Below are 26518 nucleotides of genomic sequence, written 5' to 3' on the forward strand. Positions count from 1 at the left end.
CGCGCCCGGCTCTCGCGTTAACGTGGGGGGATGTCATGCATCCGCTTCAACACCCCCGCCCAGCGGGCGCAACTGAGCGCCCTCGCGCCGAGCATGCTGACACCCGAGGAGGTCGCGCGGCTGCATCCGGCCCCCGCGGTCACCGAATCCAAACTCCGTCGGCTGCGGTTGCTCGCCGCCGACGCGAATCCCAAGATCCGCGAATCGGTCGCGAGTTCGTACCACGCCCCGACCGACCTCTACGAGACGCTCGCACAGGATCCGGATGAAGGGGTGCGTGCCTGCATCGCTCGCAACACAACGGTGTCGTGTGATCTGCTCCGCGAGCTCTCGCACGACGACTCCGCCACGGTCCGCGGGTGGGTCGCCGTCAACTACTTCGTGCCTGCCGACGTGATGGACGAACTCGCGGACGACCCCGACCCCACGGTCCGCGGCCTCGTGGCGTGGAAGGCCTCGCTCACCGAGGACGAGGCGGTCACCGCGTAGCGGATCGCCTTCGTCTCACGCCGGACGACTGATATATTCATCCGGAGAGGTCAGTTCCCGGGCCGATCGAGCGCACACGTTCGCAACACGCGACGTTCGATTGATGCGCGCGCCCGAAGGGAACCGACCTGTTCATCCAACGCCGTGCTCACGCGGGTTCCGGCGCGCTTCCGGTCCGTACGCCGTGATCGATTTGCGAGGCGTGACCAAGAGGTATCGCACACAGGGCCGCACGGTCGTGGCGCTGCCCCCGACCGACCTCGATGCAGCCGCCGGTGAGGTCGTATGGATCGCGGGGGCGTCCGGCTCCGGCAAGAGCACCCTCCTCGGCATCGCCGGGCTGCTGGTCGCGCCCGACGGGGGCGAGGTACGGATCGGCGGGGAGCGCGTCGAGGTCGGGTCGCGGCGTATCCGCATCGGTTTCGCACCCCAGTCGCCGCACCTGCTCGGCGAGCTCAGCGCGGTGCGCAACGTCCGTCTCGCGCATGAACGCACATCCACCGCGAAAGCGGAGGACGCGCTCTACGCCGTCGGGCTCGCTGACGCCATGCACATCGCGGCGCGGCGCCTGTCGGGCGGTCAGCAGCAGCGCGTGTCGCTCGCGCGGGCGATCGTGGAGCAGCCCTCCGTCCTCATAGCGGACGAGCCGAGCTCGGGCCTGGACGACGAGAGCGCACTCCGCGTCTTCGCCGTGATCCGCTCCATCGCCGATCGCGGAAGCGCGGTGTGCGTCGCCTCACACGACGCGCGCGTGCGCCCGTTCTGCGACCGCATGATCGCCCTGACCTCTGCGAGGCCCGAATGAGAGCTCTGACGCTCGCACGATGGCTGATGCCCGGGCTCCTCTCGCGTTACCGGGTGCCCACGGCGATCGCGATCATCGGCATGGCCGTCTTCGGCACCACGTCGACCCTGCTGGGCGCGAACGCCAGCCACACGGCGACCGACCGCTACGGTCTCGGATCCGAGGCACTGCGCGCGATCAACGTGACGAGCTACGGGCGCGACGACGACCCCTCCCCCGTCACGGCGGGAGCGCTCGACGAGCTCGCCGCACTGACCCACGTCGAGTCCGCCCACGCCTGGGCGAGCACCGAGATCGTGCTGACGGTCCCCGACGACGCCATCTCGCTCAGCCTCGTCACGCGCATCTCCGCCGTGCAGCCCGCTCCGACGCGGGGCGCGGAGCCGACCCGGAACGGCATCCTCCTGCCCGAATCCCTCCGCACCGAGCACGGATTCGACGTGGGCGACACGGTCACGATCGAGTACATCCGCTCCGAGGACGGCAACGGCGGCGTGGGGGTCGAGACCGAGATCCCCGTGGACGGGTTCTTCGACGACACCACGGTCGGCCTCGACGGTCCGGGGGTCGCCTACGGCGCGCCCGACGCCGTGCTCACGCTGCTGGGCGCATCCCGCGGGCACTCACTCGACTGGATGCACGACAACTTCGTGTTCACCATGGGCTACCTGGTCGTCGACGACCTCGAGCACATCCAGGACGTCGCCGACGTGTTGCTCGAACGGGGCTACGGCGCCACCGCCCTCACGACCCTCACCTCGTCGCTGCCGGCAGCCCAGCAGCTCATGGATGCCGTCGCGGTCGTGCTCTCGATCCTGCTCGGGCTCTTCCTCGTCGTGACCGCGGCGGGCATCGCGAGTTCCGTGGTGAGCGCCCGCGCGGCCGAGGTCGGGGTGCTGCGCGCGCTCGGATGGCGGCGGCATGAGGTCCTGGTGTGCTTCGTCGCACAGTTCGCGGCGTTCGGAACGCTCATCGGGGCGATCGGGGTCGCCGCCGTCGGGTCGCTCCTCGCCGTCGTCAGCCTGCTGCCACCGGGGGTGAGAGTGCTCGGCGTCGCCCTCGACCCGCGCCTCGACCTCAACGGATGGCTCACGCTGCTCGTCCTGACCCTCGCGCCCGTCATCGTCTTCGTGCTCGCCTCCGCGATCCCCGTCCTGCGGCTCGCCCGGATCGCACCCGACGAGGTGCTGCGCGACATCCGCCGCTGACGGTCAGGCCGCGGTCGAGAGCTCGGGATCGAGCTCCGCGAGGCGCACCCGCAGCATCGGCCACGCGTCGGCGAGCCCCGGATGAAGCGACAGCGTGCCCACCTCGGCGAAGTCGACCCAGCGCAGCTCCAGCGACTCGGCGTCGCCGATCACCGGGACCACCTCCCGCGTCGCGCGTGCAAGCACGGTCGTGTACGACCAGAAGCCGAAGTCGAGCACCGAGGTACCGAGCACGCGCACGTGCTCCGCAGGCACACCCGCCTCCTCCTCGGCCTCACGCAGCGCCGCGGCCACGGCCGACTCCTGCTCGTCGTGGACGGCGCCACCGGGAATCCCCCACGTGCCGCCGAGATGGCTCCACTCCGCACGCAACTGAAGCAGCACACCGTCACGCGGATGGGCGAGCAGCAGCCCGGCGGCGCCGAAGCGGCCCCAGAACCGGCCCTCGGGACCCTCGACCCAGGCATCCCCCGGGCCATGCGGTCGGCGAGCTCGCGGATCGTGCGGAGCCCGGGTCATGCCGCCAGCCTAACCGCGTAGGCTCCGTGCATGGCTGACGCAGGTGTGCGCATCGACTCCTGGCTGTGGGCCGTACGCGTGACGAAGTCGCGATCGGCCGCGACGTCACTGTGCAAGGCCGGCCACGTGAAGGTCGGCGGCGACACCGCCAAGCCCGCGCAGACCGTCCACCCGGGCACAGAGGTGACGGTCGTCACGCCGCACGGCACGCGGGTGCTCGTCGTGCGGCAGCTGCTCGTGAAGCGCGTCAGTGCGGCGCTCGCCGCCGCCGCATTCGACGACCTCACCCCCGCCGCGCCGCCGCGCGAGGAGCGCACCGTCTACGCCGTCCGCGACCGTGGAGCCGGGCGCCCGACCAAGCGCGATCGACGCGAGATCCAGCGACTCCGCGGCTACTGAGCACCAGGAGCGCCGACTACGCCTTCGTGAGCGCGCCCTCGATGGCCGCGATCACCTCGGGGGCGTCCGGCTGCACCGACGGGCGGAAGCGCGACACGGTGCCGTCGGGAGCGATGAGGAACTTCTCGAAGTTCCAGGTGACCCGCCCGGCCTTGCCGTCGGCATCCGGGACCTGCGTGAGACTCGCGTAGAGCGGGTGCTTGTGACGTCCGTTCACCCGCGTCTTCTCCATGAGCGGGAAGCTCACGCCGTAGGTGATCGAGCAGAACTCCTTGATCTCCTCGGCCGACCCGGGCTCCTGGCCGAGGAACTGATTGCACGGGAATCCGACCACCGTGAACCCGCGATCGGCGTACTGACGCTGGAGCTCTTCGAGCTTCTCGTACTGAGGGGTGAGACCGCAGCGGGAGGCCACGTTCACTACCATGATCGCGCCATCGCCGAGGTCGGCGAGGGTTGTGGCGTCGCCGTCGATGGTCGTCAAGGGAATCTCACGGATGCTCACGGGATCAGGCTACGCCGGGTCTCTCGGCGTACGCTGAAAGGCGTGCCTATCGAGATCAGCCACGAGCCCGACGCTCACCGCTACACGCTCCGGCGTGGGGGCGCGATCGTGAGCGTGCTCGAATACCTCGACCACGGTCCGAGCGTCGTCTTCCACCACACGATCACCGTGCCGAACCAGCGCGGGCACGGTTACGCCGCCCAGCTCGTGGAGTTCGCGGTGAACGACGTCGAGCACAGCGGGCGCTCGATCACCCCGAGCTGCTGGTACGTGGCCGACTGGTTCGACGCGCATCCGGAGCGCTCCGGCGTCCTGGCGCGCTGACCCTCTCGCCCCACCTCAGCGGGGTGTGAGGCGGAAGATGCGCAGTACGCGTCCCGAGCTGCGTTCGTAGCCGCGGTATCCGGGCCACTGCGCCTCAAGAAGCCGCCAGGTCTCCTCCCGCTGGTCGTCCGGCACGAGCTCGGCCCGAACGGGAATCCGGTCGCCGCGGAAGTCGATCTCGGCGTCAGGGTGGGCGAGCAGGTTCGCGGTCCACGCCGGATGCTCCGGGCGGGCGAAATTGGAGCCGGTGACGAGGATCGTGCCGTCGGCCAACGGGCAGCACATGAGCGCGGACTCGCGGGGTTGGCCGGAGCGCGCGCCGATGGTGTGGAGGACGAGCGAGGGCACGACGGCGCCGCTCAGCGGTCCGCGACGCCCGCGCGTGACGAAGGCGGCCGCCCGCTCGAGCGGGGGCATCATCCGCGGACCGTAGCGGCGGAAGAAGGCGGTGCGTGAGAACCAGGCGACGACGACGCGGACAGGCCGGAGTGCGAGTGTCACGAAGTCGGACGGCTCACGCCTCGGGGGCGGTGATGTTCACGAGCCAAGCGACCCCGAACCGGTCGACGAGCATGCCGAACGCGTCACCCCACGGCGCCTGCTCGAGCGGCACGGTGAGCGTGCCGCCCTCGAGGAGGCCGTCCCAGTACGACCGCAGCGCCTCGCCATCGTCTCCCGAGATCGACACCGAGATGGAGCTGCCCTCCGACAGGGGCATGTGGCTCGGGGTGTCCGCCCCCATGAGCGTGAAGCCCGCGGGCGTCTCCAGCTGCGCGTGCATCACCAGATGGGCCTCTGCGGGCTCCACCTCCATGCCGCCGTCGGCGAAGGTCGAGACGGTCAGCTCGCCGCCGAAGATCTCCTGGTAGCGCTCCATCGCCTCCCGCGCGCCGGTTCGCCAGTTGAGGTACGGGTTGAGCGTCATGGACATGGTGGTCTCCTCTTCGCACGGGGATGCTGTGATTCTCCGCCGACCGACGCCCCAGCACCAGAGGCGTATGCGGCGACCGTGCGGCACACTGGATCGGTGGCCGAACTCCTCGCCGTTCACGGCGACATCACCCGGCAGCGGGTGGATGCGATCGTCAACGCTGCGAACAACGCCATGCGCGGAGGCGGCGGAGTCGACGGAGCGATCCACCGCGCGGGAGGTCCGGCGATCCTCGAGGACTGCATCGCCCGATTCCCGCATGGTCTGGCGACCGGTGACGCGGGATGGACGACCGCAGGCGAGCTGCCTGCGCGATGGGTCGTGCACACGGTGGGCCCCGACTACGGGTCCGGGCAGCGTGACCGCGAGCTGCTCGTATCCTGCTACCGCCGGTCGATCGAGGTCGCCGCGGGGCTCGGCGCGACGGGCATCGCCTTCCCGCTCGTGAGCGCGGGTATCTACGCCTGGCCGCTCGACGACGCGATCCGCGCCGCCGTGGACACGATTCGCTTGGCTCTCGACGACAGAACGTCGTCGCTCGTCGAGGCGCGCATCGTGGCACGCGACGCGGCGACGCATGAGCGCGTGCAGAACGCGATCGCCGGCTGACCATGACGCCCGACGGGACCCGGCGAGGGCCGCGGATCGAGCTGTGGTGGATCCCGGTGGGTGCGGGCGGCCACGTCGTGGTGCACACGAGCCGGTGGTGGGAGCTGTGGCGCGCCCACCAGGAGCGACGAGCACCGCGACCGCTCTTCCATGCGGCGCTCATCGTCCACGACGGGGAACGGGAACACGACATCGAGATGGCGCCGGCGTGGGGGCGCGGCTCCCGGTCGCCGGGTGTCGTCGCGACGGGCCCGGTTGGGATGCGGCTCCTCGGCGCATCACGCTTCTTCCGCTACGAGATCCGCTGCGGGCGCGGCACCCGGATCCCCGATCTCGCGTTCGCGGTCGACTCGCCGCAGGTCTTCCCCGTCACCCCTGCCGCGGCACGGGAGCTGCTGGATCGACCCGCCCACGCGCCGCTACTCGTCTGGGGTCGGGAGGCGTACGGATCGGGCGACATGTGGAACTCGAACTCGCTCGTCGCGTGGCTGCTCACGGCCGCGGGCATCGACGCCGAGAACCTGGCGCCACCGCACGACGGCAGCGCCCCCGGGTGGATCGCGGGTCTCGCGGCGTCGCGTGCCGCCTCGCGCTAGAACGCGGCGATCCCCTTGCCGATCGAGGAAGCGCCGAGCACGAGCATCAACACGGACATGATGATCGCGTTGTGGTCGACGAGCCACACCCGCACGGAACCGAGCGCCGGGTGCAGGCGCTCCGCCGCCACGAGGTAGCCGACCACGGGCACGATCACGGTGGCGCCGGCGAGCACAGCGTAGATCGCCACGACGACCGCCGCCTCGCCGACCGGGAAGCCACCCGACCCGATCTCCACGCCCGCGCTCGCCGAGAGCAGCAGGTTCTTCGGATTGAGCGCGGCGAGCACGAAACCGAGCCCCAAGCCCGCGCCGAAGCCCATCCCGTCGACAGCCCGCATCCATCCGGGCAGCGCGGCCTCCTGACCCGTCCGCGGCCTCCGCTGCCACTGGCGCACCGCGAGCCCGATGAGCACCATTCCCAGCACGATGCGCACGATCGCGAAAATCAGCGGCGGGTCGCTCGCACCGGTCTCGACGAGCGTCGAGACGAGCGCGAAGACACTGGTCACGACCACGATGCCCGCGAGCCACCCCAGGAGGAACGCCGGCGCGGTCACGCGAGCGCGTGGCGAGAGCAGCATGAGGATCGCCGCGATGATCGGGATGGGACTGATCGCGACACCCACCGCGAGGGGTAGCACTCCCCCGATGACACCCCACATCACGAGCCCGCCTTCCGCGCCCGACGGCCCGTGCCCGACGGTCGGCCGCCGAGCGCGTCGACCGCCGCACGATTGGTGGGGAAGATCGTCGCTTCTCCCCGCAGCCCGAGGGCATCGAGCCGCGCGAGCGTCGCCGGCCGCACCCGGCTGAACGACAACCGGGTACCTCGCTCCTCGAGCCAGACGCGGAGGCCCACCATCGCCTCGGCGGCGGTGACGTCGATGTCGGTCACGGCCTCCATGTCGAGCACGAGGTCGTGCACCGTCTCATCGGGCGCACGCACCGCGCGCCTCACCGCGCCGGCGAAGGTCTCGGCGTTGGCGAAGAACAGCGGAGCCGACATCCGCACCACGACGACGCCCGGGACCGTCGAGCGCCCCACGCCCGCCTCATCCACGAGCGAGCGGCGATCGGACCCGACGACGAGCACGTCGATCGGCGGATGAGCGGCGCGACGAGCCAGGTTCACGAGAGCGAGTACGAAGGCGACGAGCACGCCCGGGATCGCGCCGACGAGCAGCGTCACCACGAAACAGGTTCCCGCGACGGCGAACTCGAACCGGTCGATACGCCACAGTCGGGCGAAGGAACGCGGCGCCAGAAGCGGCAGCACGGCGACGGCGACGACCGCGCCGATCGCCGGAGACGGGATGTCGGCGAGCAGTGCGGTGCCGAACACGAGGAGCGCGATCGCTCCCGCGGCGACGACGAGCGACGGCAATTGGGTGCGCGAACCCGCCTGATCCATCGCCGCCGTCCGGCTCGTCGACGACCCCATCGCGAACGCGCCCTGCGCACCCGCGGCGATGTTCGCGAGGCCGAACGCGAGCAGATCGCGGTTCGGGTTCACGCGGTAGCGGTTCCGCTCGGCGTAGGCGCGGGAGAGCAGCAGGCCCTCGGCGAGCGTCACGAGCGTGATGGCGATCGCCGACGGGACGAGGGAGACCCACGAGAGCACGTCGAGCATCGGCCAGGTGAATCGCGGGGGGCCCGCAGGGACGGGGCCGAGCACGGGCACCCCGCGCTCCGCGAGCCCCGCGACCGAGACGACGGCCGTCGCGGCCACGAGCACCACGAGCGCCCACGGGACGACCGGGAGGAACCGCCGCCCGAGGAGCATCACGAGGATCGAGGAGACGGCGACCGCGACCGACCACGGCTCGGCGCGCGGCAGTTCGAGGACGATCCGGCCCACCCGCTCGAAGAACTCGGCACCCGACGGGAGCGAGATCCCGAGCATCTTCGCGATCTGCCCGACCAGGATGTCGAGCGCCAGGCCGGCGACGAACCCCACGAGGATCGGGGCCGAGAGGAAGCTGGCCAGGAACCCGAGCCGGAACACCGCGAGCAGCACGAACAGCACGCCGACGATCACGGCCTGAGCGAGCGCGAGTGTCGCGTAATCGTCTCCGGCGATCGCGAGGCCGCCGACCGACGACGCGACGAGCGCCGCGATCGCGGCATCCGGGGAGGCGACGAGCTGGCGCGACGAGACGAACAGCACGTAGACGATCGTCGGCACGACGAGCGCGTAGAGGCCCGCGGTCGCGGGGAGCCCTGCGATCTGGGCATACCCGATGTTGAGGGGCACCGCGAGCGCGAGGAGCGTCACACCCGCGAGCAACTCGCGGCCTACCCCACGCACCGTCAGGCCCGCCAACGGAGGTCGCAGCCGCGAGGGGGCGGGGCGACCCCCGTCCCGTCGGCGTGCAACGCCCGCGTCGCTCACGTGACCTTCCTAGTCCTCGGTCCCGCGGGCCGCAACGGCGAGAACGTCACCGCGTCCGCCGGGGACCTCCCGCTCTAGGGTGGAGCGGTGCGGATCAGAATCCTCGGCGGCTGGGAGGTCGAGCACGACGGCCGCGCGGTCGAGATCGTGGGCGACCGCCAGCGCGCGCTCCTGTTCCGGCTGGCGCTCGATCCGCACACTCACGTGCCGTACCGGGCGATCGCCGAGGATCTCTGGCCCGACGATCTGCCCGAGAACCCGCGCGCATCGCTGCAGTCCCTCGTGTCGCGGCTGCGCAGCCAGCTGCCGACCGACGTCGTCGCCTCGACGCCGGGGGGATACCGACTCGAGCTTCCGCGCGAGGCTGTCGACGCGGTGCGGTTCCAGGATCTGGTCGCGGCGGCGGTGGCATCGAGCGATGCGGCGGATTCGGCCCGCCTCGCATCCCAGGCGCTCGAGCTCTGGCGCGGTTCCCCCTGGACGCCGGACCCCTGCTACGACTGGTTGGAGCGGGATCTCGCTCGCGACCTGGGCGACGCACGCGAGCGAGCGGAGCGACCCCGCACGGCCTCAGCGGTGCCGTCGCCACTGACCGACATCGTGGGCCGCACTTCCGAGCTCGAGCAGATCGATCAGCAGCTGGGGCTCTCGCGCCTCGTGACGATCCTCGGACCGGGCGGCGCCGGCAAGACGCGCCTCGCTCTCGAAGCCGGACGGAAGCGTGGCTCCGCGATCGTCGTCGAACTCGCCCCCGCGGGCCCCGACGAGGTGCCCCAAGCTGTGCTCGGCGCCATCGGTCGTGGGCTCCGAGGAACACAGCCCGAGAGCCCTTCGGCCAGCACCGCGACCGTCACCGACCGGATCATCGACGCCCTCGGCGGCAGGGAACTGCTGCTCGTGCTCGACAACTGCGAGCACGTGATCGACACGGCCGCCGCCCTCGCCCAGGAGCTGCTCGCCGGAGAACCGCGGCTGCGCATCCTCGCCACGAGCCGCGAGCCGCTCGGCATTCCCGGCGAGGCGTTCGTGCCCCTCGGCCCCCTCGGCGACGCGGATGCGGAGCGTCTCTTCGCCGACCGCGTCCGTGCGGCTCGCGGCCACGCCCCGACGGACGAGGAGTCCGAGGCGGCGGCGCGCATCCGGAACCGGCTCGACGGACTGCCCCTCGCGCTCGAACTCGCCGCGGCGAAGGCTCGCACTCTCACCCTGGACGAGCTCGCCGTCGGTCTGGACGACCGCTTCGCCCTGCTGTCCGGTGGCGTGCGCACCGCGCTCCCCCGCCATCAGACGCTGCGCGCGCTCGTCGACTGGAGCTGGTCGCTCCTGACCGATGCGGAACGCGAGCTGCTGCAGGTGGTGTCGATCTACCCGGCGGGTGTCGCGGTCGGCGACGCGACGGAGGTCGCCGCCGCACACGACATCCCCCGGGCGACGTTCGACGGCCTCGTCGACAAATCGCTCCTCTACCGTGCGGACGGCCGCTATCGCACGCTCGAGACGATCCGCGAATACGGTCTCGAGCGTCTCGGCGAGAGCGGCGAGCTCGGCCGCCGCCGCCGCGAACAGGCCGACTGGCTGGCGGTCGCGGTCACCCGGGCCGATGCCCGCCTCCGTGGCCCCGAGGTGCAGTCCGCCATCTACTGGCTCGACAGCGAAGACGACAACATCGCCGCGCTGCTGCGGTTCGCGATCGGATCGGGGCTGAACGAGCAGGCCGTGCGCATCGTCGCCTCGAGCGTCTGGTACTGGATCATCCGTGATCGCAACGAGGACGCGTTGGGATGGATGGCCCTCGTGGGTCCACTCGCCGACGGCGTCGAGGGCGATGCCGGTCTGATCGTGCGCGCCGCGAGATCGATGTTGCGCGCGTTCGGCGGGACCGGCGAGCCGAGCGCCGCCATCGACGCGAGCAGCATCCAGGAGGAGATGGAAGGCATCGCCGCCCTTGCCGCCGTCAGCGGTAACGACGTTCTTCAGGTGCTTCCCCCGCTCATGGCGGCCTTCAGCCAATGGATCGTCGCCGGCGGTGAGCCCATGAGCATGGTGCTGCCGAAGGACGATGCCGGGCAGCTGCGGCCCTGGCCCCGTGCCATGCTCTCCGCGATGCGCGCCGCTCTCGCGCACAACGCCGGCGAGCTTGCGGAGCTCGACGCGTCGAGTCGTCTCGCGATCGAGCTCTTCTCCGACATCGGGGATCAGTGGGGACTCGCGCTCGCCTGGCAGATGCGCTCGCAATGGCTCGCATTCACCGGGAGTCTCGATGAGGCCCTGGACTTCGCGGACCGATCCACCGAAGCGTTGCGCGCGATCACCTCGAGTCGTGACCTCCAGCAACAGCAGGGCCTCGCGGTCATGCTCCTCTTCTCGCTCGGGCGAGAGGCCGAGGCTCGATCGCGCGCGGCCTCACTCATCGCGGAAGCCGAAGCCGCCGGATCCTCGACCGCGATGGTCCTCGCGCTCGTGTGCTCGGCTCAGCTGGAGCTCGCGCGCCACAACCGCGAGGCGGCGGCAGGTCATCTCGACCGTGCGCTCGCCGCCGCGGGCGACTGGGACACGCCACCGCCGCAGATGACCGCCATCCTCGAAGGCGTCCACGCGCGGGTGGAGTTGGCGTTCCACCGCGTGGTCGAGGCGCTCGAACCGCTCGCCCGGGCGGCGACCGTCGCGGCGAGCAGCTCCGACAACCCGATCATGGCGTCGATCGCGATCGTCATCGGCGAGCTGTCGCTTGCGGTGGGAGATCCCGCGGGAGCGCTCGAGAGCCTCGCGCTCGCCCGAGCGCTCCGCGGCGGCGCCGACCTATCCGATCCGTTCGAACGCGATCTCGAGGCGGCGATCCAGGCAGCGCCGCCCCGCTCCGAAGAACGGGACGGCGCTGCTGCCCGGGCCGCCGAGGAGGCGGAGCGGATGCGTCAGATCTTGCGCCGGTAGGCCCACGTCGCAAGCGGGAAGAACACCGACACCAGCACGACGCAGCTGGCGAGCACCCAGAGGATCTCAGTTCCGAGATCCGAGCCGGGAGCCATGTAGTCGGCTCCGACGAGGAGTCCGCGCATCGACTCGATCACGTGGGTGACGGGGTTGACCGCGACCCAGCCCTGCAGCCAGTCCGGCAGCGTGTCTGCGGGGACGAACGTGGACGAGCCGAAGGTCAACGGGAACACTACGAGGAACGAGAGCCCCTGGACCGCACCGGAGCTGCGGGCGAGCATGCCCACGAGCACCGAGATCCAGCACAGGCTCACGGCGAACACGATCATCAGGACGACCGCGAACACCACCTCGTACCAGGCCGTGTGGAAGCGGAAACCGATGAGCACGCCGAACAGCAGGCTGACGCCGACGGCGATCGTGTGGCGCACGATGTCGCCGGTCACGGCGCCGAGTAGCGGCGCCGAGCGCGAGATCGGCAGCGACCGGAACCTGTCGAACACTCCGTTCTTGAGGTCGGTGTTGAGGTTCACACCGATCGTCATGGAGGTGAACATGATCGTCTGCACGATGATGCCGGGCAGCGCGAACTGCAGGTACTGCTCGGTGCCCCCGGCGATCGCGCCGCCGAAGATGAACACGAAGATCACGGTCATGAGAACCGGCTGCAGCGTCACGTCGATGAACTGCTCCGGATTGCGCACCATCTTCGTGACGGTGCGGCGGGCGAGGATGAGGGCGTCCATCAGGCGGTCGCTCCTTCCGATTCGAGAGCCGGGTCGGATTCGGCCCGGCCGGTGAGTGCGTAGAAGACCTCGTCGAGGCTCGGCAGCCGCAGCGACAGCTCGGTGACGGCGACACCCTCCTCCGCGAGGCGGGCGACGGTGCGCACGAGGGCGTCGTCCCCGGCGACCGGCACGGCGACCTGATCCTCGGAGGGGTGCTCCGGCTCGCGCGTGCCGACCTCGGCGAGGAGCCGGGTGACGGTCGGCAGGTCGGCGATATCGGTGGGGCGCACGACGAGCGTCTGCCCGCCGAGCTGGCTCTTGAGGCCGAGCGGGGTGTCGTGGGCGATCACGCGCCCGTGGTCGATGACGGTGATCTCGTGGGCGAGCGCGTCGGCCTCCTCCAGATACTGCGTCGTGAGCAGCACCGTGGTGCCACCTGCGACCAGCTGGCGCACCATCGACCAGACATCGTCGCGCTTGGCGGGGTCGAGACCGGTGGTCGGCTCGTCGAGATAGACGACGCTCGGGTGCCCGACGAGACTCGCCGCAAGGTCGAGCCGGCGGCGCATGCCGCCCGAGTAGGTCTTCGCGAGGCGGCGCCCGGCGTCGGTGAGCTCGAACTGCTCGAGCAGCTCGGCCGCGCGGGCTCGCGCATCGCGCGCCGAGAGGTGCAACAGTCGGCCGATCATCACGAGGTTCTCGACCCCGGTCAGATCCTCGTCGACGCTCGCATACTGCCCGGTGAGGCCGATCGCTCGGCGCGCGGCGGCGGGCTCGGTGAGCACATCGTGCCCCGCGACCCGCGCCGTGCCCGAGTCGGGGCGCAGCAGGGTGGCGAGGATCCGCACGGCGGTGGTCTTACCCGCGCCGTTCGGCCCGAGCACGCCCAGTACCCGCCCCTCGGGCACTTCCAGGTCGATGCCCGCGAGCGCGTGCGTCGACCCGAAGGACTTGGTGAGGCCGTGGGCCTCGATGGCGAAAGTGGTCATGCGTCCGAGGATGCCGCGTCGGCGCTGTCATGCCGCTGTCATGTCCTGTCGGCCACACTCTTGGCGGAACGCCTCCGCGGGTGCACGATATGAGCGTGACGGGCCTGCATCGGCTGCTGCTCCCCGAGAATCGCGCGAACGACGCCGACGAGGTCGTCGATCAGGTAGACCTCGGATCGGGCGACCGCGCCGCCAAACGCAGCGGCTTCGCGATCATGCTGCTGCTGTCGTCGTTGATCGCCACCGCGGGCGTGCTCTCCGACTCGACGGCGACCGTGATCGGCGCGATGATCATCGCCCCGCTTGCGACGCCCATCCTCGGTATCGCGATCGGGATCGTCACCGGTCGGGCGGGCCTCGCGGGCCGCTCAGTGCTGTGGGTGATCGGGGGCGCGGCCGTCGCCGTCACGATCGGTGCGCTCGTGTCGTTGACGGTGTCCGACCCCGGCCTGCTCACCACGAACTCGCAGGTGACGGGGCGAACCTCCCCCGGGCTCCTCGACCTGCTCGCCGCGTTCGCCACGGGAACTGCGGGCGCGTTCGCCATGGCGAGAAAGGACCTGAGCGCCGTCCTGCCGGGAGTCGCGATCTCCATCTCGCTCGTGCCGCCGCTCAGCGTCGTCGGTGTCGCTCTCGGCCACGGCGACACCGATGCCGCATTCGGTGCCTTCACCCTGTTCGGCTCGAACGTCGTCGCGCTGATCGTCGCCGGCAGCCTCGTGTTCACCCTCGCCGGCTACGCTCGGCGCTCGCCCGGCGGAGACGAACGTCGCCGGCGACGCTCCTACCTGATCGTCGCGGCACTCACCGTCGGAATGACGCTCCCGCTCGCCGCCAACAGCCTCCTCACGATCATCGCCGAGAGATGGATCGCGGACGCGACCGCCATCAGCCGCGACTGGCTCGCCGTGAAGCCCGAGGCCCGGGTCACCGGCGTCGAGCTGCAAGGCACGGGGCTCGTCGTCGAGATCCGTAGCCCCGACACCGAGCTACCCGATACCGGCGCACTGCGCGACGCGCTGCACGAGGAGATCCCGACGTTCATCCCCGTGTCGATCGAGTTGACGCTCGGCAGCAGTGTGCCGCTCGATCCGACCACGGCGGGTGTTCAGCCCACCGGGAGTCGCACCCTCGCGGTCGTGCCGGTGCGGCCGTCCGAGGCGAGACCCACCTCGCCTCCCATGCGCTGAACCAGCTCACGCACGATCGGGAGCCCGAGGCCGGTACCGGGCACGAAGCCGTCCTGATCCGAGGTGACCCGGTAGAAGCGGTCGAACACCCGCTCGAGGTCCGCGCGCGGAATACCCCGGCCGGTGTCCTCGATCTCGATCACGGCATCGCCGTCCGACTCGGCTGTCCGGATGCGAACCTCTCCCCCCGGCGACGTGAACTTGATGGCGTTCGAGATGAGGTTCGTGATCACCCGGCTGAGCCACAGGCGGTCGCCTCGGATGATGAGGGGCGGCTCGTCGGTGCCGGGCCCCAGGAGCGTCACCTCCGACTGCGTCGCCAAGGACTGGACTTCGCCGATGGTCTCCCGTACCACGGCGTTGAGATCTATATCGCTCGGAGAATACGTCGGCTGGGTGGTCATGCGAGACAGTGACAAGAGGTCCTCGACGAGTGCGGCCAGTCGTGTCGAGTTGCGCACGATGACCTCGAGGAGGTCACGCTCCTCATCGTCAAGATCCAGCTCCGCCAATTCCTCCGAGAATCCGAGGATGCTCGTCACGGGAGTGCGGAGCTCATGGCTCACCGACGAGATGAACTCGTCCTTCTGATTGTTGAGGTCCGTGAGACGCGCGCTCGCCTCGCGTTCCTGGGCGAGCGCCGACCCGAGCGCGCGTTCCGCCTCGCGCTGCTCGGACACGTCGTTCGCCTGCAGCAGCAGCGAGTCACGGTCGCCCTCCACTCGGGCGATGAGCAGATCGATCTCCCGACCGTCGAGGTCGAGCTCGAGTCGTCGCTCCCTGCTTCCCGGTTCGGGTCGCATGTCGGCGAGATCACGCGAGCGGACCATCGGACCGTCACCGTCCTTCTCGATCCACGGCGCGAGCAGACGCTCTCCCGTGGCGTTCGACTCGAGGATCCGCCACGCGCCGTGACTCTCGCGCCTGACGACGAGGAAGCCGGCGTGAGCGCTCACGATGGTCCCGCGGAGGAGCTGCTCACGAGCGCTCATGCGGCCGATCAGCGCCGTCCGCTCATCCTGCGAGGCCGCCAGGAGGATCATCGACACGCCGAGGCTCAGAGTGAAGATCTGCACCAGCTCGACGAGCAGCCTCGGATCTTCTGCCCCCACGGCATAGAACGGACCACCGCCGCCGAAGCTCAGCACCGCGACGACGCCGCTCGTGACAAGCACCTCGATCATCACGATGCCGGTGCTGAACCGGAACGCGGCCCACGCAAGCGCCGGGAACGGCACGAAGGCAAGGGGCAACTGCTGCCCGGGGTAGAAGGCGATCAGCAGGGTCGCGATGAGCGCGACGACCTGAAGACCGAGCTCGAGGGGCCGCCGAGGCGCAAACGAACTGCGGGGTACGATCGCGAATCCGGCGATGAGGAGCACGGCGCTCGCGTGCGACGCGGACACTGACACCGCACCCTCGATGAAGACTCCTCCGTTGAGGTACACGACCCCACCCGCGATGAGGCCCGCCGTGACCGCACCCGCGGCCGCCGAGATCACGAACCTGCCAATATCCGCCGCGCGGAAGTCCTGCTGGTCGCGACCGGCGCGCCCGAGGACCGTCGCGAACAGCCATGCCTCCGCTGCGTTGGCGAGACCAAAGCCCGATGCCACCCACAGCTCCGTGCCGACGCTGAGGTTCGCAGCCCCCGTCACGAGGAAGACGAGCACAGCGATCGTCACCGGTCGACCCCGCCACGAGATCGCCGCGAGAACCGAGAAACCTGCGGCGGGCCACCAGGGTGCTGTCGGAGCGCCCGGGAACCGCAGCAGGACGAAGATCACACCGCACGCGAAGGCGGCCGCGAGGAGCAGCGCGATCAGGGTGACGTGACGCCACCTGCTCGCGTTGCGGATCTCGACACTGAGACTTTGCTTGTACATGCGCTATGCGCCCCCAACTAGGGGACTGTACTCGACGTGAATCGGGAGTCAATATGGAGAAGGGCTCCAAAACGGGGGGGGGTTACGGGAAATGGCACGTGTCGTCATCGTCGACGACGATCAGGACCTGAGACGGCTGCTGGAACGGCGGCTCGTTCGCGAAGGCCACGACGTCGTCACTGCCGCAGACGGAATCGAAGGTCTCGCACTCATCCGGGAGTACCAGCCGGATCTGGTCGTGCTCGACTGGATGATGCCGCGCATGAACGGCATCGAGGTCACGCAACTGCTGCGGGACAATCCGGACAGCGGGGGCGAAGGGGTCCGCATTCTCATCCTCACGGCCCGTTCCCAGGAGAGCGACGTGGTGCGGGCGTTGTCCGCGGGGGCCGACGACTACCTGGTGAAGCCGTTCAGCTCGACCGAGCTGGCCGCCCGGGTGTCGTCGCTGCTCGCCCGCCGGTGACGCCGTGACCGACATCTCATCCCTGATACTTCAGGGCCTCGCCGCCGTGCTCGTGCTCTCGGTGCTCGGCCTCATCGCGACGGTCGTCGTCACCGCGGTCCGCGACCGGATCCGCACGGCGCGGCGCGAGCGTCTCTCGGCGGTGCTGCTCGACATCTGTGACGGGGAGGACCTCCCGGCACCGCGGAGCACACGCGACGCCGAGACGATCGCCGACCTCGCTGTCCGGCTTGCGACGAGTCTCAAGGGCAGCGACCGCGAGGCGCTGTCCGCCTGGCTGCAGCGCTCCGGGTTCCCGGGGCGCGCCCGCGCCTGGATGCGCCGCCGGAATCCCGCCTCGCGCCTGCGCGGCGTCGCACTCGTCACGACGATCAACGGGCCGCGGTCCGGGCGGGCGCTCGTCGAGATGCTCGCCGACCCGCATCGGCGGGTGCGGGCGGGAGCCGCACGGGGGCTCGGCATCACCGGCGCGGGCTCGGACATCCCGGCCCTGTTCTCCGCGGTCGCCGCGGGTCGGATTCCGGCAGGGCTCGCGGCGATGTCGGTGCTGCGCATCTTTCCCACGAGCGGTGGGCAGCTCGAATCCGGATTCTCGAGTCGAGACCCGAGCGTGCGCCGGATCGCGGCAGAGATCGCCGGGCGTCTGGAGCTCGCCGACGCGCGTCCCCGCCTCGAGAGGCTGCTCGGCGATTCCGATGCCACCGTCGTGTCGGCGGCGCTTGCCGCGCTCGTCCGCATCGACGACCCCGAGGCGCTGACGGCACTCCGCCGCGAACGGGATCGTCTGGCCGACGACCCGACGCGTCGTGAATTCGAGCGGACCATCAGTCGGCTCGAGGCACTCGAGCCGGTGGGGTGACATGGACGCCACCACCATCGTGATCGTCGCGATCAGCGCACTCACCGTGTACTACGTCGTGTACCACCTCGGATACCTCGTGATCATCGGGAGCGCGGCTCACCGCATGGCGGCGGACCTCGCATGGCCGGCCGAGATCGATCACGCCGAGATCTTCGCGAACCCGCTGACGCCCCGGGTGAGTGTGCTCGTGCCCGCCCACAACGAGGAAGCGGGGATCGTCGACTCCGTGGAGTCGCTGCGGAACCTGAGGTACCCGGATGTGCAGATCGTCGTCATCGACGACGGATCGACGGATGCGACCTTCCCCCTGCTCGAGCAGCGCTACGCGCTCCGCCCGGTGCAGCTCGACATGGTGTCGCCCGAGATCCCCCAAGAGGGCGCGACGCGGGGCACGTACCGCAGCGACGACGGCTCCGTCATCGTGATCCGCAAGGAGAGCACCGGCCGCCGCGCCGATGCCGTCAACGCGGGCCTGCGCATCTCCAGCGGCGAGCTCGTGTGCATGATCGACGCGGACTCGGTGCTCGCCCCCGACGCTCTGCTGCGGCTCGCCGCACCCTTCGTCGACGACCAACGGGTCATCGCGGCGGGCGGATCGGTGCTCCCCTCGAACGGCGTCACCATCGACGGGGGCCAGGTGACCCGCTTCGACCTCCCCCGCACCTGGATCGAACGCTTCCAGGTCGTCGAGTACCTGCGGGCCTTCCTCATCGGCCGCTCGGGGTGGGCGCAGGTCAACGGCCTCGTCGTCATCTCCGGAGCGTTCGGCCTCTACCGCCGGGATGCGATCCTGCGTATCGGGGGCCTCGCGACCACCTCCCTCGCCGAGGATGCCGACCTCCTCATGGCGGTGCACGTCGACGCGGTGAACCGGGGCATCCCCTACCGGGTGATCTTTTCGGCGGAACCGGTGTGCTGGACGGAGGTTCCGCGCCGCGTCCGCGTCCTCGGACGCCAGCGCACGCGCTGGGCTCATGGCCTCGGCGAGATCCTCGCGGACTACCGCAAGGTCATCGCGCGTCCCCGCTTCGGCGCGCTCGGCATGCTGTCGATGCCCTGGACGATGGCGTTCGAATACCTCGCGCCCGTGGTGGCCGTGGTGGGCACGGTGCTGACGGTCGCGGCGCTCGCGCTCGGGCTCATCCCCATCTCGTTCGCGCTGCTCGTCGCGGCGGCCGGGCTCGGGCTCTCGACACTGGTCACGATCACGGCGCTGGCCGTCGAGGCGGCCTGGTTCCGACGCTATGGAGGCGCCCGGCGTCTGCTGGTCCTGCTCGCCGCGGCGTTTGCAGAGCCCTTCTTCTACCGTCCGCTCGTCTTCGCGTGGCAGCTGCGGGGCATGTGGCGGGCGCACCGGGGCGCAGTCGCGGAGTGGGGCGAGATGGAGCACACGGGTTCCGCACCCGCAACGCAGGGGGCCGTCCTCAGCTGAGCGTCTGCGTCCCGATCACCGACAGCAGCTGCAGCTTCTCGTGGCTCTCGCTGCCCGGCACGGCGGTGTAGACGAGAAGCGAATGCGACTGCACCGGATCGAGCAGGCTCTGGCAGCTGAGTTCGAGCCGGCCGAGCTCCGGGTGAATGAAGTTCTTCACCTCATGGGGTCGCACCCCCACCTCGTGTGTCGCCCACGCGCGGCGGAAGATCTCGCTGCGCTGCTCGAGCAGTGCGGCGAGCTCCGCGGCACGCGAGTGGGGCCCCCGCAAGGTGGCGAGTTCGCGCAGACCGGATGCGAACATGCGCGTCAGGTGCGCGTGGTCCTCCGGGGCGTACCGCGCGCGGGTATCCGGGTCGGTGAACCAGCGGTAGATGATGCTGCGCGACGGCCCCTGGTACGAGGTCAGGTCGCCGTTCAGCGCGGCGCCGAGTTCTGTTTGCCGGAGGGTCTCGCCCAGCTCAGTGACGATCTCGGCCGGAGTGTCGCCGAGTCTGTCGAAGATCCGCAGCAGCCCGGGGCTCACGTGCTCGCCCGTCGCACCGTGCGCGGGCGGGGTGTGGCCGGCGAGCCGGAAGAGGTGGTCGCGCTCGATCAGCGAGAGATGCAGACCCTGTGCGAGCGAAGCGATCATCTGCTCCGACGGTTGGGGGCCGCGCTCCTGCTCGATGCGCGAGTAGTAGTCGGTCGACATGTGCGAGAGGGCGGCGACCTCCTCCCGGCGCAGGCCACTGGTGCGGCGACGCGATCCGTGCGGGAGGCCCACGTCCTCCGGCTGCAGCGCCTCCCGTCGGGTGCGCAGGAACTGCGCGAGCCCCGGTCGGTCGATCTCCATGCGTCCTCCTGTCCACCTCCTTCCTACCCGGTGGCGCGGCCGTGATCCACGGTTCGCCGGTCCTCCCCTGACGCCCGATACCCGGATCGCGTATCGGGGGATCGAGCGACCCTGAATATCTGCTGGCGGTCACATGAACGTGGAACCCGACGTTTTTTCGATGCACTCTCAGGAGGACCACATGGCAGGCACGCCGATCGACATCACCATCCCCGACCAGACCGGCGTGCGCGCCGTCGTCACCGGGGCAAGCGACGGGATGGGGTTCCACATCGCGGAGCGCCTCGCAGCGGCGGGTGCCGAGGTGATCATCCCGGTCCGCAATCCGACGAAGGGTGAGGCCGCGATCGCGCGGATCCGCGAAATACACCCCGGTGCCGACGTGACTTTGCGCGCGCTCGACCTCTCCTCGCTCGAGTCCGTCGCCTCCCTCGGCGAGACGCTCCGCAGCGAGGGGCGGCCGATCCACCTGCTCATCAACAACGCAGGCGTCATGACGCCCCCCGACCGGCAGACCACCGCCGATGGATTCGAGCTGCAGTTCGGCACGAACCACCTGGGGCACGTCGCCCTCGTCGCCGAGCTGCTGCCGCTCCTGCGCGAGGGCAGGGCGCGAGTGACATCGCAGTTGAGCATCGCCGCCAACTCCGGCTCGATCAACTGGGACGACCTCAACTGGGAGCGCACATACAACGGCGGTCGCGCCTACAGCCAGTCCAAGATCGCGTTCGGTCTCTTCGCTCTGGAACTGCAGCGCCGGAGCGTGGAGGGCGGATGGGGCATCACCAGCAACCTCTCGCACCCCGGCGTCGCCCCCACGAACCTGCTCGCTGCTCGCCCGGAGCTGGGGCGCGGCGAGGCGGCCCGCGGGCGCCGCACGATCGGCTTCCTCTCCGAGCGCGGTCTCCTGCTCGGAACCGTCCGGTCTGCGGGGCTGCCAGCCCTGCTCGCCGCCACCTCCCCCGACGCCGGCGGATCCTTCTACGGTCCGAGCGGGCTCGGGCACCTCGGAGGCGCACCCGCTCAGCAGAAGCTCTACTCGCGGCTGCGCAGCGTCGACGAGGCACGTCGGGTCTGGCAGGTCTCGCAAGAGCTCACGGGGGTGCCGTTCCCCCGCGCGTGAGCTGGCGGCAGGATGGTGCCGTGGCGAGCGACAGCGGCATCCGGGTCCGGCCGATGGCGGCATCCGACTGGCCTCGGGTGCGGCGCATCTACGCCGAGGGGATCGCGGGCGGCCACGCGACGTTCGAGGCGCAGCCACCCGAGTGGGATGCGTTCGACGCCGGCAGGCTCCCCGCGCCCCGGCTCGTGGCCGTCGGCAACGACGACGAGGCTCTGGGGTGGGTCGCCGCCTCGCCCGTCTCAGCGCGAGCCGTGTACTGCGGGGTGGTCGAGCACTCGATCTACATCGCCGACGAGGCTCGCGGGCGCGGCATCGGAGCGATCCTGCTCGGGGCGTTCCTGGCGGAGACGGACGCTGCAGGGATCTGGACCGTGCAGTCGTCGATCTTCCCCGAGAACCTCGCGAGCCTGCGCCTCCACGCACGCCACGGCTTCCGCACGGTCGGCACCCGCGAGCGGATCGCGCTGATGAGCTACGGCCCGATGGCGGGTGTCTGGCGCGACACCATCCTCATCGAGCGGCGCGCACCGTCCGGCGGCGAGTCCTGACGAGCAGCACGCCGAGCAGCAGCACGGCGAGAGCCAGAGCCGCGGTCGGGATCGCGTTGTCGACGCCCGTGGCACCCAACTCGTCCTCCCCCGCATCCGCGGCGGCGGGCGCAGCGGAGATCGTCAGCGCGATCGTGGCGCGATCGACGCCGCCTTCGTCCACGAGTACCACGTGGTGCAGGCCTGCGGGGGTGCCCGCCGGGATCGCGAACGTCCGCGAGAAGGCGCCCGTGGAGTCGGCCGTGACCGTGCCGAGCACGACCGGATCCGAATGAAGCACCACCGTGTAGACGGCGCCCGGCTCGAGGCCGGTCCCCGTCACGAGCACCGTCTTGCCGGCCACCGCGCTCGAGAGCGACAGCGTGAGCGTCAGCACGGTCGCCGTGGGCACGGACTCGCCGCTGCCGGTCTCCGAGTCGTAGCCATCCAGCTGGGGCGTCACGACGACGGTGATCGTCGCGCCGCTCAGCTCCGACGTCAGATCGAGGCTCGCGCCCGTGGCGCCCTCGATGGGCTCGCCGTCGGCGTACCACTGGTAGACGTATGCGGTCGGGGCGGGCTCGGCGAAGGAGGTGATCGTGGCGGTGAGTGTCTGCCCGACCTGGGCAACACCGGCGACCTCGACCTCGACGCCGGCGGTGTAGGCACCCTTCTCGACCGTGGAAGTCGGGTCCGAGGTGGCCGCGCCGCTCGCCGCGTCGTATCCGGCGAGGACCGGGCTGACCGTGACCGTGATCGCCGTGCCGAGCTGCTCCACCGACGGAGTGAACTCGGAGGAGGTCGCACCATCGATGGCGATGCCGTCGGAGTACCACTGCACCGTGTAGCCGGTCGGTGTGGGCGACACGCCTCCCGCAACGCTCGCGGTGAGCGTCTGCGCGACGGCGGCGGTTCCCTCGATGCTCACGGCGAGGTCGCCCGTGAAGCTGCCCGCACCGATCGTGGTCGTCGTGCTGATGCGCGAGGTACCGGTCGTGCCGTCGTAGGCCTCTCGCACCGGTGTGACGGCGACCGAGATCGTGCTCCCCAGGTGCGTCGCGGTGAGCTCGAGGCTCGAGCCGGTTGCGCCGTCGATCGGCTCGTCGCCGGTGAACCACTGGTAGCTGTACGAGGTCGCCGACGGCGTCGATCCGCTGGTCACCGCGACGCTCAGGGTCTCTCCCACGGCTCGCGTGCCGTCGATCCGGAGCTCGGGCTTCGCAGAGAAGACGCCCTTCGCGACCTCGGCCGACGAGACCTCGCCGACCGCATCGCTCGATGTGTAGCCAGCACGCACCGGGGTGACCTCGACGGTCACGACGCCGCCGAGCATCCCCGGGGTGAGGGCGAGGCTCGTGCTCGTTGCGCCCGTGATCGGCTCGTCGTCCAGCAACCACCGGTACGAGTAGCTCGTGGGGGTCGGTGAGGCGGCCGTCGAGACGACGGCGGTGAGTGTTCCGCCGACCCGGGCGTTCCCCGTGAGGGTCACGACCGGTGCTCGCGTGAACGCCGCCGTCGCAACCGGACCCACACCAGTCGACTCGACGGTCGTCGTCTCGTAGCCGGTGGCCTTCCCCGTGACTTTCACGGTGATCGTGGAACCGACGAGTGCTGCCGGGACGGTGAAGGTCGACGAGGTGGCGTTCGCGATCGGCTCCCCGCCTGCGTACCACGCGTAGCTCAGGGTCGCGGCCGAGTCCCAGGTGCCGGGAACCGCGGTGAGCGTCTGGTCAACCGTGGGCGTGCCCGTGATCGTCGGAGTGGGGGTCGCCGAGAACTTGTTCGCCTTCACCTCGGAGGTCGGCGAGGATGTGCCCGCTCCGGTCGCGGAGACATACCCGTCGAGCACGGGAGTCGCGGTCACCGTGATCTTCTTGCCGATGGCCGACGACGGGACGGTGAAGGTGGACGAGGTCGCCCCGGTCGCGGCGACCTCGCCGACATACCACTGGTACGTGTAGGAGGTCGGGGTGGGCTCGGCTTCCTCGTCGATCGTGGCAGTCAGGACCGTGCCGGGTCGGATCACCTCGGCGTCGACGGTGACGACCGCAGCGGACTCGAACGCGCGCGGGATTGTCGTCTCCGTGAGAGTCGAGCCGCCCGTGACCACGAGCAGGTGGCGGGAATCGCCCGGATCGACCGAGATTCCCGTAGCGAACGACACGGGTACCGGCTCGACACCGGCTGACTCGTCGTTCTCGGTATCGAACACTTCGATCTGGCCGCTGCTGCTGTTGCCGATGACGTAGGCGAGCGAACCGTCGGCCGCGAACGCGATCCTGCTCGTCGAAATGGTGATAGTCATCGACGTATCGGATGTCAGGGCGTTGGTCGTCGTGTCGAGCACACGCAGAGTCGTGCTGGCGGCGACGTACACCTTGTTCTGCGTCGGACTTGCAGCAAGTCTCCGTGCGGTGGTCAACGAGATCAGCGTCTTCGTGTAGGTGGACGTGGAGATCACGTACACGCCGACGCCATCAGCGGTCGCATACGCGTAGGCGCCGTCGCGACTGAAGGCGAGAGACGTCACCGCGGCGCCGATGTCGATGTGCTTCACCACCGTGTTGTTGGCGGTGCTGATGACCGAGATCGAACCCGCGTTGTATTTGTAGTTGCCGACCCAGGCCTGCGTGCCTGCCGGGTTGAGTTCAACCGTGTACGGCACCTCCTCGCCACGCGAGGTGTCGTTGACCGTCGTCACCACGGCAGCCGTTGCCGTGTTGATCACCGTCGTCCATGGGCGGCTACCGTTGTAGTGCGCCACATAGAGACGACTGCCGTCGGCCGAGATAGCTCCCTCTTGGGGCGACGCATTCACCGATACGGAGTTCATGACCTCCTTGGTGGAGACGTCGACGAAGAGGACCTTGTTCGCTGAGCTATCGATCAGATACGCGGTGTCACCGTCGGGGCTGAACACCACGTCCCTGAGCGAGGTCGTCCCACTGAAGTAGAAGCTGGCGGCGTCCGCCGCACGAGGCGTCACGGCAACCCCGGCTGCGGCGAGGACGACGACGAAGAGGGCTGCGACAGCGCGGCGCAGATGCATGAGGAAGGCCTCCGGATGTGCAGGGTGAAGTCACGGATCGGAGACCGCTCGTGATGAAGCTGAGCGTATGGCTCGGCGGAATATCGCCGCGTTCGAGATGTCGCCGTTCGGGTGATAATTCCGAGCTGCGGGAGCGCAAGTGTCCCCCTCCCCTCCACGAGGGGGACACGCGCTCGGTTGGAGAGGGCGCGTCAGGCGGCGCTCGCCTGCACGTCGAGCAGCCAGGTGACCCCGAAGCGGTCGGTCAGCATCCCGAAGCCGGGGCTCCACGGTGACGCGGCGAGAGGCTCGACGATCTCGGCATCGACCGCGAGCAGCTGCCAGTAGCCGTCGACCTCGGCGAGGGACTCGCCGCGGACCGACAGGAAGAAGGTGCGATCGGTGATCGTGGCCCCGTTCGCACGGGTCGTGGTGCCCGCGATCGCGGCCGGATCGGAGTCGTCCTGCCCCGGCACGTCGTAGGCCATGATGTGGAAGCCCTCGTCGCTCCGCAGCTCGGCGAAGACGATCTTGTCGGCCCCGGGCGCGTCCGCGGGCATGCCGAGGTCGGCGTAGGTCGCGGCGATCAGCTGCCCGCCGAAGACGGACTGGTAGAACTCGAGCGCCTGCCGCGCGTTGCCGCGGAAGTTGAGGTGGGTCGTGGTCGTGATGCTCATGGGAGCCCCTTCGTGTTGTGCGCGCGGCGCTTGCCGCACACCCCACGATTCCGGGCATAGCGGACAGATAATGTCCTCTACCTGCACGAGAATGGATTCCATGACAGGAAGCTCTGCACGCATGCTCGAGCTGCTGTCGCTGCTGCAGAGTCGGCGCGACTGGCCGGGTGCTGTGCTCGCGAATCGGCTCGGCGTGACCTCACGCACGGTGCGACGCGATGTGGACCGCCTGCGCGAGCTCGGCTACTGCATCGACGCGACCCGGGGTCCGGACGGCGGCTACCGCATGTCGGCAGGTTCCGAGCTCCCGCCGCTTCTCTTCGACGACGAGCAAGCGGTGGCGATCGCGGTGGCGCTCGGGCAGGCGCCGGCGTCCGGGGTCGACCTCGACGACGCCGCGGCCCGTGCGCTCGCCACCGTGCGCCAGGTGATGCCGTCGCCCCTGCGCCATCGTGTCGACGGGATCGCGTTCGCACAGAAGGCGGCGAGCGACACTGTCGACCCCGCCGTGCTCGAGACGGTCAGCCGCGCTGCGCGAGAGGAGCGGACGATCCGCTTCGACTACGGCGACGACGCCGACCCGCCGCCTCGGCATGTGGAGCCGCATGCCGTGGTCGCGAAGGGCGGGCGCTGGTATCTGATCGCGTGGGACCTCGAGCGATCCGACTGGCGCATCTTCCGGCTCGATCGGCTGAGACCGCGGAGCGGGGGCGTTCCGTTCGCGCGACGCAGGCTGCCCGCGCCCGACGCGGTCACGTTCCTCGACGCGCGGATGAAGGGATCCGAATCGGAGGACCGCTGGCCGTGCGTGGGTGAGATCGTTCTCCCGCTCCCCTCTCGGGAGGTCGCCCCCTGGATCGGCGACGGGTCGCTGGAAGATCTCGAGAACGGCAACACGCGCGTCACGATCGGGGCATGGTCGTGGACGGGCGTGCTCTCGATCGCCGCGCGCTTCGACGTGCCGTTCACGATCATCGGGCCGGAACCGCTGCGGAGGGCGGCCGCCACCGTCGGGGCGCGGCTGCTGGCGGCAGGCGACTCGCGCCGGTGAACGACTCGTGTGC

The 26518-nt window shown here is 70.1% G+C and carries 27 protein-coding genes; 15 read left to right on the forward strand and 12 right to left on the reverse strand.

Annotated features, from left to right (window positions below):
• The first annotated feature begins 30 nt into the window (after positions 1-30).
• The 3 genes from FVQ89_RS13165 (at position 31) to FVQ89_RS13175 (ending at position 2502) form a co-directional block, all read left to right on the forward strand.
• Complete coding sequence (locus FVQ89_RS13165) at positions 31-489, forward strand: hypothetical protein (protein ID WP_147902367.1); 459 nt, start codon at positions 31-33, stop codon at positions 487-489.
• Positions 490-691: 202 nt separating this feature from the next.
• Positions 692-1294 carry an ABC transporter ATP-binding protein gene (locus FVQ89_RS13170; RefSeq protein WP_187265029.1) on the forward strand — a complete coding sequence of 201 codons (603 nt, stop codon included), beginning with the start codon at positions 692-694 and terminating at the stop codon, positions 1292-1294.
• Positions 1295-1320: 26 nt separating this feature from the next.
• Positions 1321-2502: an ABC transporter permease gene (locus FVQ89_RS13175; protein WP_147902369.1), complete on the forward strand. Its 1182-nt coding sequence runs from the start codon at positions 1321-1323 to the stop codon at positions 2500-2502.
• Between the two features lie 3 nt (positions 2503-2505).
• Here the strand turns inward: FVQ89_RS13175 and FVQ89_RS13180 are convergent, their stop codons facing one another.
• Positions 2506-3021, reverse strand: a complete 516-nt coding sequence (locus tag FVQ89_RS13180) for an NUDIX domain-containing protein (protein ID WP_147902370.1) — start codon at positions 3019-3021, stop codon at positions 2506-2508.
• A gap of 30 nt (positions 3022-3051) precedes the next feature.
• Here FVQ89_RS13180 and FVQ89_RS13185 point away from each other — a divergent pair, with 30 nt between their 5' ends.
• Positions 3052-3420: an RNA-binding S4 domain-containing protein gene (locus tag FVQ89_RS13185; RefSeq protein WP_147902371.1), complete on the forward strand. Its 369-nt coding sequence runs from the start codon at positions 3052-3054 to the stop codon at positions 3418-3420.
• 16 nt (positions 3421-3436) lie between these two features.
• Here the strand turns inward: FVQ89_RS13185 and FVQ89_RS13190 are convergent, their stop codons facing one another.
• Positions 3437-3925 carry a glutathione peroxidase gene (locus FVQ89_RS13190; protein ID WP_147902372.1) on the reverse strand — a complete coding sequence of 163 codons (489 nt, stop codon included), beginning with the start codon at positions 3923-3925 and terminating at the stop codon, positions 3437-3439.
• A gap of 42 nt (positions 3926-3967) precedes the next feature.
• Between FVQ89_RS13190 and FVQ89_RS13195 the strand changes: the two genes are divergently transcribed.
• Complete coding sequence (locus FVQ89_RS13195) at positions 3968-4249, forward strand: GNAT family N-acetyltransferase (protein ID WP_147902373.1); 282 nt, start codon at positions 3968-3970, stop codon at positions 4247-4249.
• Between the two features lie 15 nt (positions 4250-4264).
• On the opposite strand, the gene FVQ89_RS13200 is transcribed toward FVQ89_RS13195, so the two are convergent.
• Positions 4265-4750 carry a nitroreductase/quinone reductase family protein gene (locus FVQ89_RS13200; RefSeq protein ID WP_255513603.1) on the reverse strand — a complete coding sequence of 162 codons (486 nt, stop codon included), beginning with the start codon at positions 4748-4750 and terminating at the stop codon, positions 4265-4267.
• A gap of 13 nt (positions 4751-4763) precedes the next feature.
• Positions 4764-5180, reverse strand: coding sequence for a VOC family protein (locus FVQ89_RS13205; protein ID WP_147902374.1), 417 nt, complete (start codon positions 5178-5180; stop codon positions 4764-4766).
• Positions 5181-5276: 96 nt separating this feature from the next.
• Here FVQ89_RS13205 and FVQ89_RS13210 point away from each other — a divergent pair, with 96 nt between their 5' ends.
• Complete coding sequence (locus tag FVQ89_RS13210) at positions 5277-5789, forward strand: macro domain-containing protein (RefSeq protein ID WP_147902375.1); 513 nt, start codon at positions 5277-5279, stop codon at positions 5787-5789.
• A 2-nt stretch (positions 5790-5791) separates the two neighbouring features.
• Positions 5792-6385: a hypothetical protein gene (locus FVQ89_RS13215; RefSeq protein ID WP_147902376.1), complete on the forward strand. Its 594-nt coding sequence runs from the start codon at positions 5792-5794 to the stop codon at positions 6383-6385.
• On the opposite strand, the gene FVQ89_RS13220 is transcribed toward FVQ89_RS13215, so the two are convergent.
• Together FVQ89_RS13220 and FVQ89_RS13225 are read right to left on the reverse strand one after the other, a co-directional pair.
• Positions 6382-7050, reverse strand: a complete 669-nt coding sequence (locus tag FVQ89_RS13220) for a GAP family protein (protein ID WP_147902477.1) — start codon at positions 7048-7050, stop codon at positions 6382-6384. The two genes, FVQ89_RS13215 and FVQ89_RS13220, sit on opposite strands and share 4 nt — an antisense overlap.
• Entirely contained in the window at positions 7050-8780 is a 1731-nt protein-coding gene (locus FVQ89_RS13225; protein ID WP_255513605.1) for a SulP family inorganic anion transporter, read from the reverse strand. The genes FVQ89_RS13220 and FVQ89_RS13225 overlap by 1 nt, the downstream gene beginning before the upstream one ends.
• An 87-nt stretch (positions 8781-8867) precedes the next feature.
• On the opposite strand from FVQ89_RS13225, the gene FVQ89_RS13230 reads away from it, so the two are divergent.
• On the forward strand, positions 8868-11711 hold the full coding sequence (locus tag FVQ89_RS13230; protein WP_147902377.1) for an NB-ARC domain-containing protein: 2844 nt from the start codon (positions 8868-8870) through the stop codon (positions 11709-11711).
• On the opposite strand, the gene FVQ89_RS13235 is transcribed toward FVQ89_RS13230, so the two are convergent.
• A complete protein-coding gene (locus tag FVQ89_RS13235; RefSeq protein ID WP_147902378.1) occupies positions 11693-12457 on the reverse strand; it encodes an ABC transporter permease in 765 nt (254 codons plus the stop codon). The genes FVQ89_RS13230 and FVQ89_RS13235 overlap by 19 nt on opposite strands.
• Positions 12457-13428, reverse strand: a complete 972-nt coding sequence (locus FVQ89_RS13240) for an ATP-binding cassette domain-containing protein (protein WP_147902379.1) — start codon at positions 13426-13428, stop codon at positions 12457-12459. Before FVQ89_RS13240 ends, FVQ89_RS13235 begins: the two co-directional genes overlap by 1 nt.
• A 95-nt stretch (positions 13429-13523) precedes the next feature.
• Here FVQ89_RS13240 and FVQ89_RS13245 point away from each other — a divergent pair, with 95 nt between their 5' ends.
• Positions 13524-14618, forward strand: a complete 1095-nt coding sequence (locus FVQ89_RS13245; protein ID WP_255513606.1) for a TIGR00341 family protein — start codon at positions 13524-13526, stop codon at positions 14616-14618.
• Here FVQ89_RS13245 and FVQ89_RS13250 read toward each other — a convergent pair.
• A complete protein-coding gene (locus FVQ89_RS13250) occupies positions 14537-16504 on the reverse strand; it encodes an ATP-binding protein (RefSeq protein WP_147902381.1) in 1968 nt (655 codons plus the stop codon). The genes FVQ89_RS13245 and FVQ89_RS13250 overlap by 82 nt on opposite strands.
• A gap of 91 nt (positions 16505-16595) precedes the next feature.
• Here FVQ89_RS13250 and FVQ89_RS13255 point away from each other — a divergent pair, with 91 nt between their 5' ends.
• The 3 genes from FVQ89_RS13255 to FVQ89_RS13265 are packed head-to-tail and all read left to right on the forward strand — an operon-like array spanning position 16596 to position 19264.
• Positions 16596-16970 carry a response regulator transcription factor gene (locus FVQ89_RS13255; protein WP_147902382.1) on the forward strand — a complete coding sequence of 125 codons (375 nt, stop codon included), beginning with the start codon at positions 16596-16598 and terminating at the stop codon, positions 16968-16970.
• Positions 16971-16974: 4 nt separating this feature from the next.
• Positions 16975-17829: a HEAT repeat domain-containing protein gene (locus FVQ89_RS13260; RefSeq protein ID WP_147902383.1), complete on the forward strand. Its 855-nt coding sequence runs from the start codon at positions 16975-16977 to the stop codon at positions 17827-17829.
• 1 nt (position 17830) lies between these two features.
• Positions 17831-19264 carry a glycosyltransferase family 2 protein gene (locus FVQ89_RS13265; RefSeq protein ID WP_147902384.1) on the forward strand — a complete coding sequence of 478 codons (1434 nt, stop codon included), beginning with the start codon at positions 17831-17833 and terminating at the stop codon, positions 19262-19264.
• Here the strand turns inward: FVQ89_RS13265 and FVQ89_RS13270 are convergent.
• A complete protein-coding gene (locus tag FVQ89_RS13270; protein WP_147902385.1) occupies positions 19257-20099 on the reverse strand; it encodes a helix-turn-helix transcriptional regulator in 843 nt (280 codons plus the stop codon). The genes FVQ89_RS13265 and FVQ89_RS13270 overlap by 8 nt on opposite strands.
• 181 nt (positions 20100-20280) lie before the next feature.
• Here FVQ89_RS13270 and FVQ89_RS13275 point away from each other — a divergent pair, with 181 nt between their 5' ends.
• Together FVQ89_RS13275 and FVQ89_RS13280 are read left to right on the forward strand one after the other, a co-directional pair.
• A complete protein-coding gene (locus FVQ89_RS13275) occupies positions 20281-21222 on the forward strand; it encodes an SDR family oxidoreductase (protein WP_147902386.1) in 942 nt (313 codons plus the stop codon).
• 53 nt (positions 21223-21275) lie between these two features.
• A complete protein-coding gene (locus FVQ89_RS13280; protein ID WP_147902479.1) occupies positions 21276-21770 on the forward strand; it encodes a GNAT family N-acetyltransferase in 495 nt (164 codons plus the stop codon).
• On the opposite strand, the gene FVQ89_RS13285 is transcribed toward FVQ89_RS13280, so the two are convergent.
• Both FVQ89_RS13285 and FVQ89_RS13290 read right to left on the reverse strand, forming a co-directional pair.
• Positions 21733-24798: a YncE family protein gene (locus FVQ89_RS13285; protein ID WP_147902387.1), complete on the reverse strand. Its 3066-nt coding sequence runs from the start codon at positions 24796-24798 to the stop codon at positions 21733-21735. The genes FVQ89_RS13280 and FVQ89_RS13285 overlap by 38 nt on opposite strands.
• A 191-nt stretch (positions 24799-24989) precedes the next feature.
• Entirely contained in the window at positions 24990-25454 is a 465-nt protein-coding gene (locus FVQ89_RS13290; protein ID WP_147902388.1) for a VOC family protein, read from the reverse strand.
• Positions 25455-25554: 100 nt separating this feature from the next.
• Between FVQ89_RS13290 and FVQ89_RS13295 the strand changes: the two genes are divergently transcribed.
• Positions 25555-26505: a YafY family protein gene (locus FVQ89_RS13295; RefSeq protein WP_147902389.1), complete on the forward strand. Its 951-nt coding sequence runs from the start codon at positions 25555-25557 to the stop codon at positions 26503-26505.
• Positions 26506-26518 lie beyond the last annotated feature (13 nt).

Source organism: Homoserinibacter sp. GY 40078 (assembly GCF_008017545.1).
Taxonomy (GTDB): Bacteria; Actinomycetota; Actinomycetes; order Actinomycetales; family Microbacteriaceae; genus Homoserinibacter.

Coding starts and splice junctions, on each gene's coding strand:
- FVQ89_RS13275 (WP_147902386.1), top strand. CDS start 20,281: ATGGCAGGCACGCCGATCGACATCACCATCCCCGACCAGACCGGCGTG.
- FVQ89_RS13265 (WP_147902384.1), top strand. CDS start 17,831: ATGGACGCCACCACCATCGTGATCGTCGCGATCAGCGCACTCACCGTG.
- FVQ89_RS13240 (WP_147902379.1), bottom strand. CDS start 13,428: ATGACCACTTTCGCCATCGAGGCCCACGGCCTCACCAAGTCCTTCGGG.
- FVQ89_RS13220 (WP_147902477.1), bottom strand. CDS start 7,050: ATGTGGGGTGTCATCGGGGGAGTGCTACCCCTCGCGGTGGGTGTCGCG.
- FVQ89_RS13280 (WP_147902479.1), top strand. CDS start 21,276: ATGGCGGCATCCGACTGGCCTCGGGTGCGGCGCATCTACGCCGAGGGG.
- FVQ89_RS13250 (WP_147902381.1), bottom strand. CDS start 16,504: ATGTACAAGCAAAGTCTCAGTGTCGAGATCCGCAACGCGAGCAGGTGG.
- FVQ89_RS13235 (WP_147902378.1), bottom strand. CDS start 12,457: ATGGACGCCCTCATCCTCGCCCGCCGCACCGTCACGAAGATGGTGCGC.
- FVQ89_RS13185 (WP_147902371.1), top strand. CDS start 3,052: ATGGCTGACGCAGGTGTGCGCATCGACTCCTGGCTGTGGGCCGTACGC.
- FVQ89_RS13285 (WP_147902387.1), bottom strand. CDS start 24,798: ATGCATCTGCGCCGCGCTGTCGCAGCCCTCTTCGTCGTCGTCCTCGCC.
- FVQ89_RS13165 (WP_147902367.1), top strand. CDS start 31: ATGTCATGCATCCGCTTCAACACCCCCGCCCAGCGGGCGCAACTGAGC.
- FVQ89_RS13175 (WP_147902369.1), top strand. CDS start 1,321: ATGCCCGGGCTCCTCTCGCGTTACCGGGTGCCCACGGCGATCGCGATC.
- FVQ89_RS13215 (WP_147902376.1), top strand. CDS start 5,792: ATGACGCCCGACGGGACCCGGCGAGGGCCGCGGATCGAGCTGTGGTGG.
- FVQ89_RS13180 (WP_147902370.1), bottom strand. CDS start 3,021: ATGACCCGGGCTCCGCACGATCCGCGAGCTCGCCGACCGCATGGCCCG.
- FVQ89_RS13270 (WP_147902385.1), bottom strand. CDS start 20,099: ATGGAGATCGACCGACCGGGGCTCGCGCAGTTCCTGCGCACCCGACGG.
- FVQ89_RS13295 (WP_147902389.1), top strand. CDS start 25,555: ATGACAGGAAGCTCTGCACGCATGCTCGAGCTGCTGTCGCTGCTGCAG.
- FVQ89_RS13255 (WP_147902382.1), top strand. CDS start 16,596: ATGGCACGTGTCGTCATCGTCGACGACGATCAGGACCTGAGACGGCTG.
- FVQ89_RS13290 (WP_147902388.1), bottom strand. CDS start 25,454: ATGAGCATCACGACCACGACCCACCTCAACTTCCGCGGCAACGCGCGG.
- FVQ89_RS13205 (WP_147902374.1), bottom strand. CDS start 5,180: ATGTCCATGACGCTCAACCCGTACCTCAACTGGCGAACCGGCGCGCGG.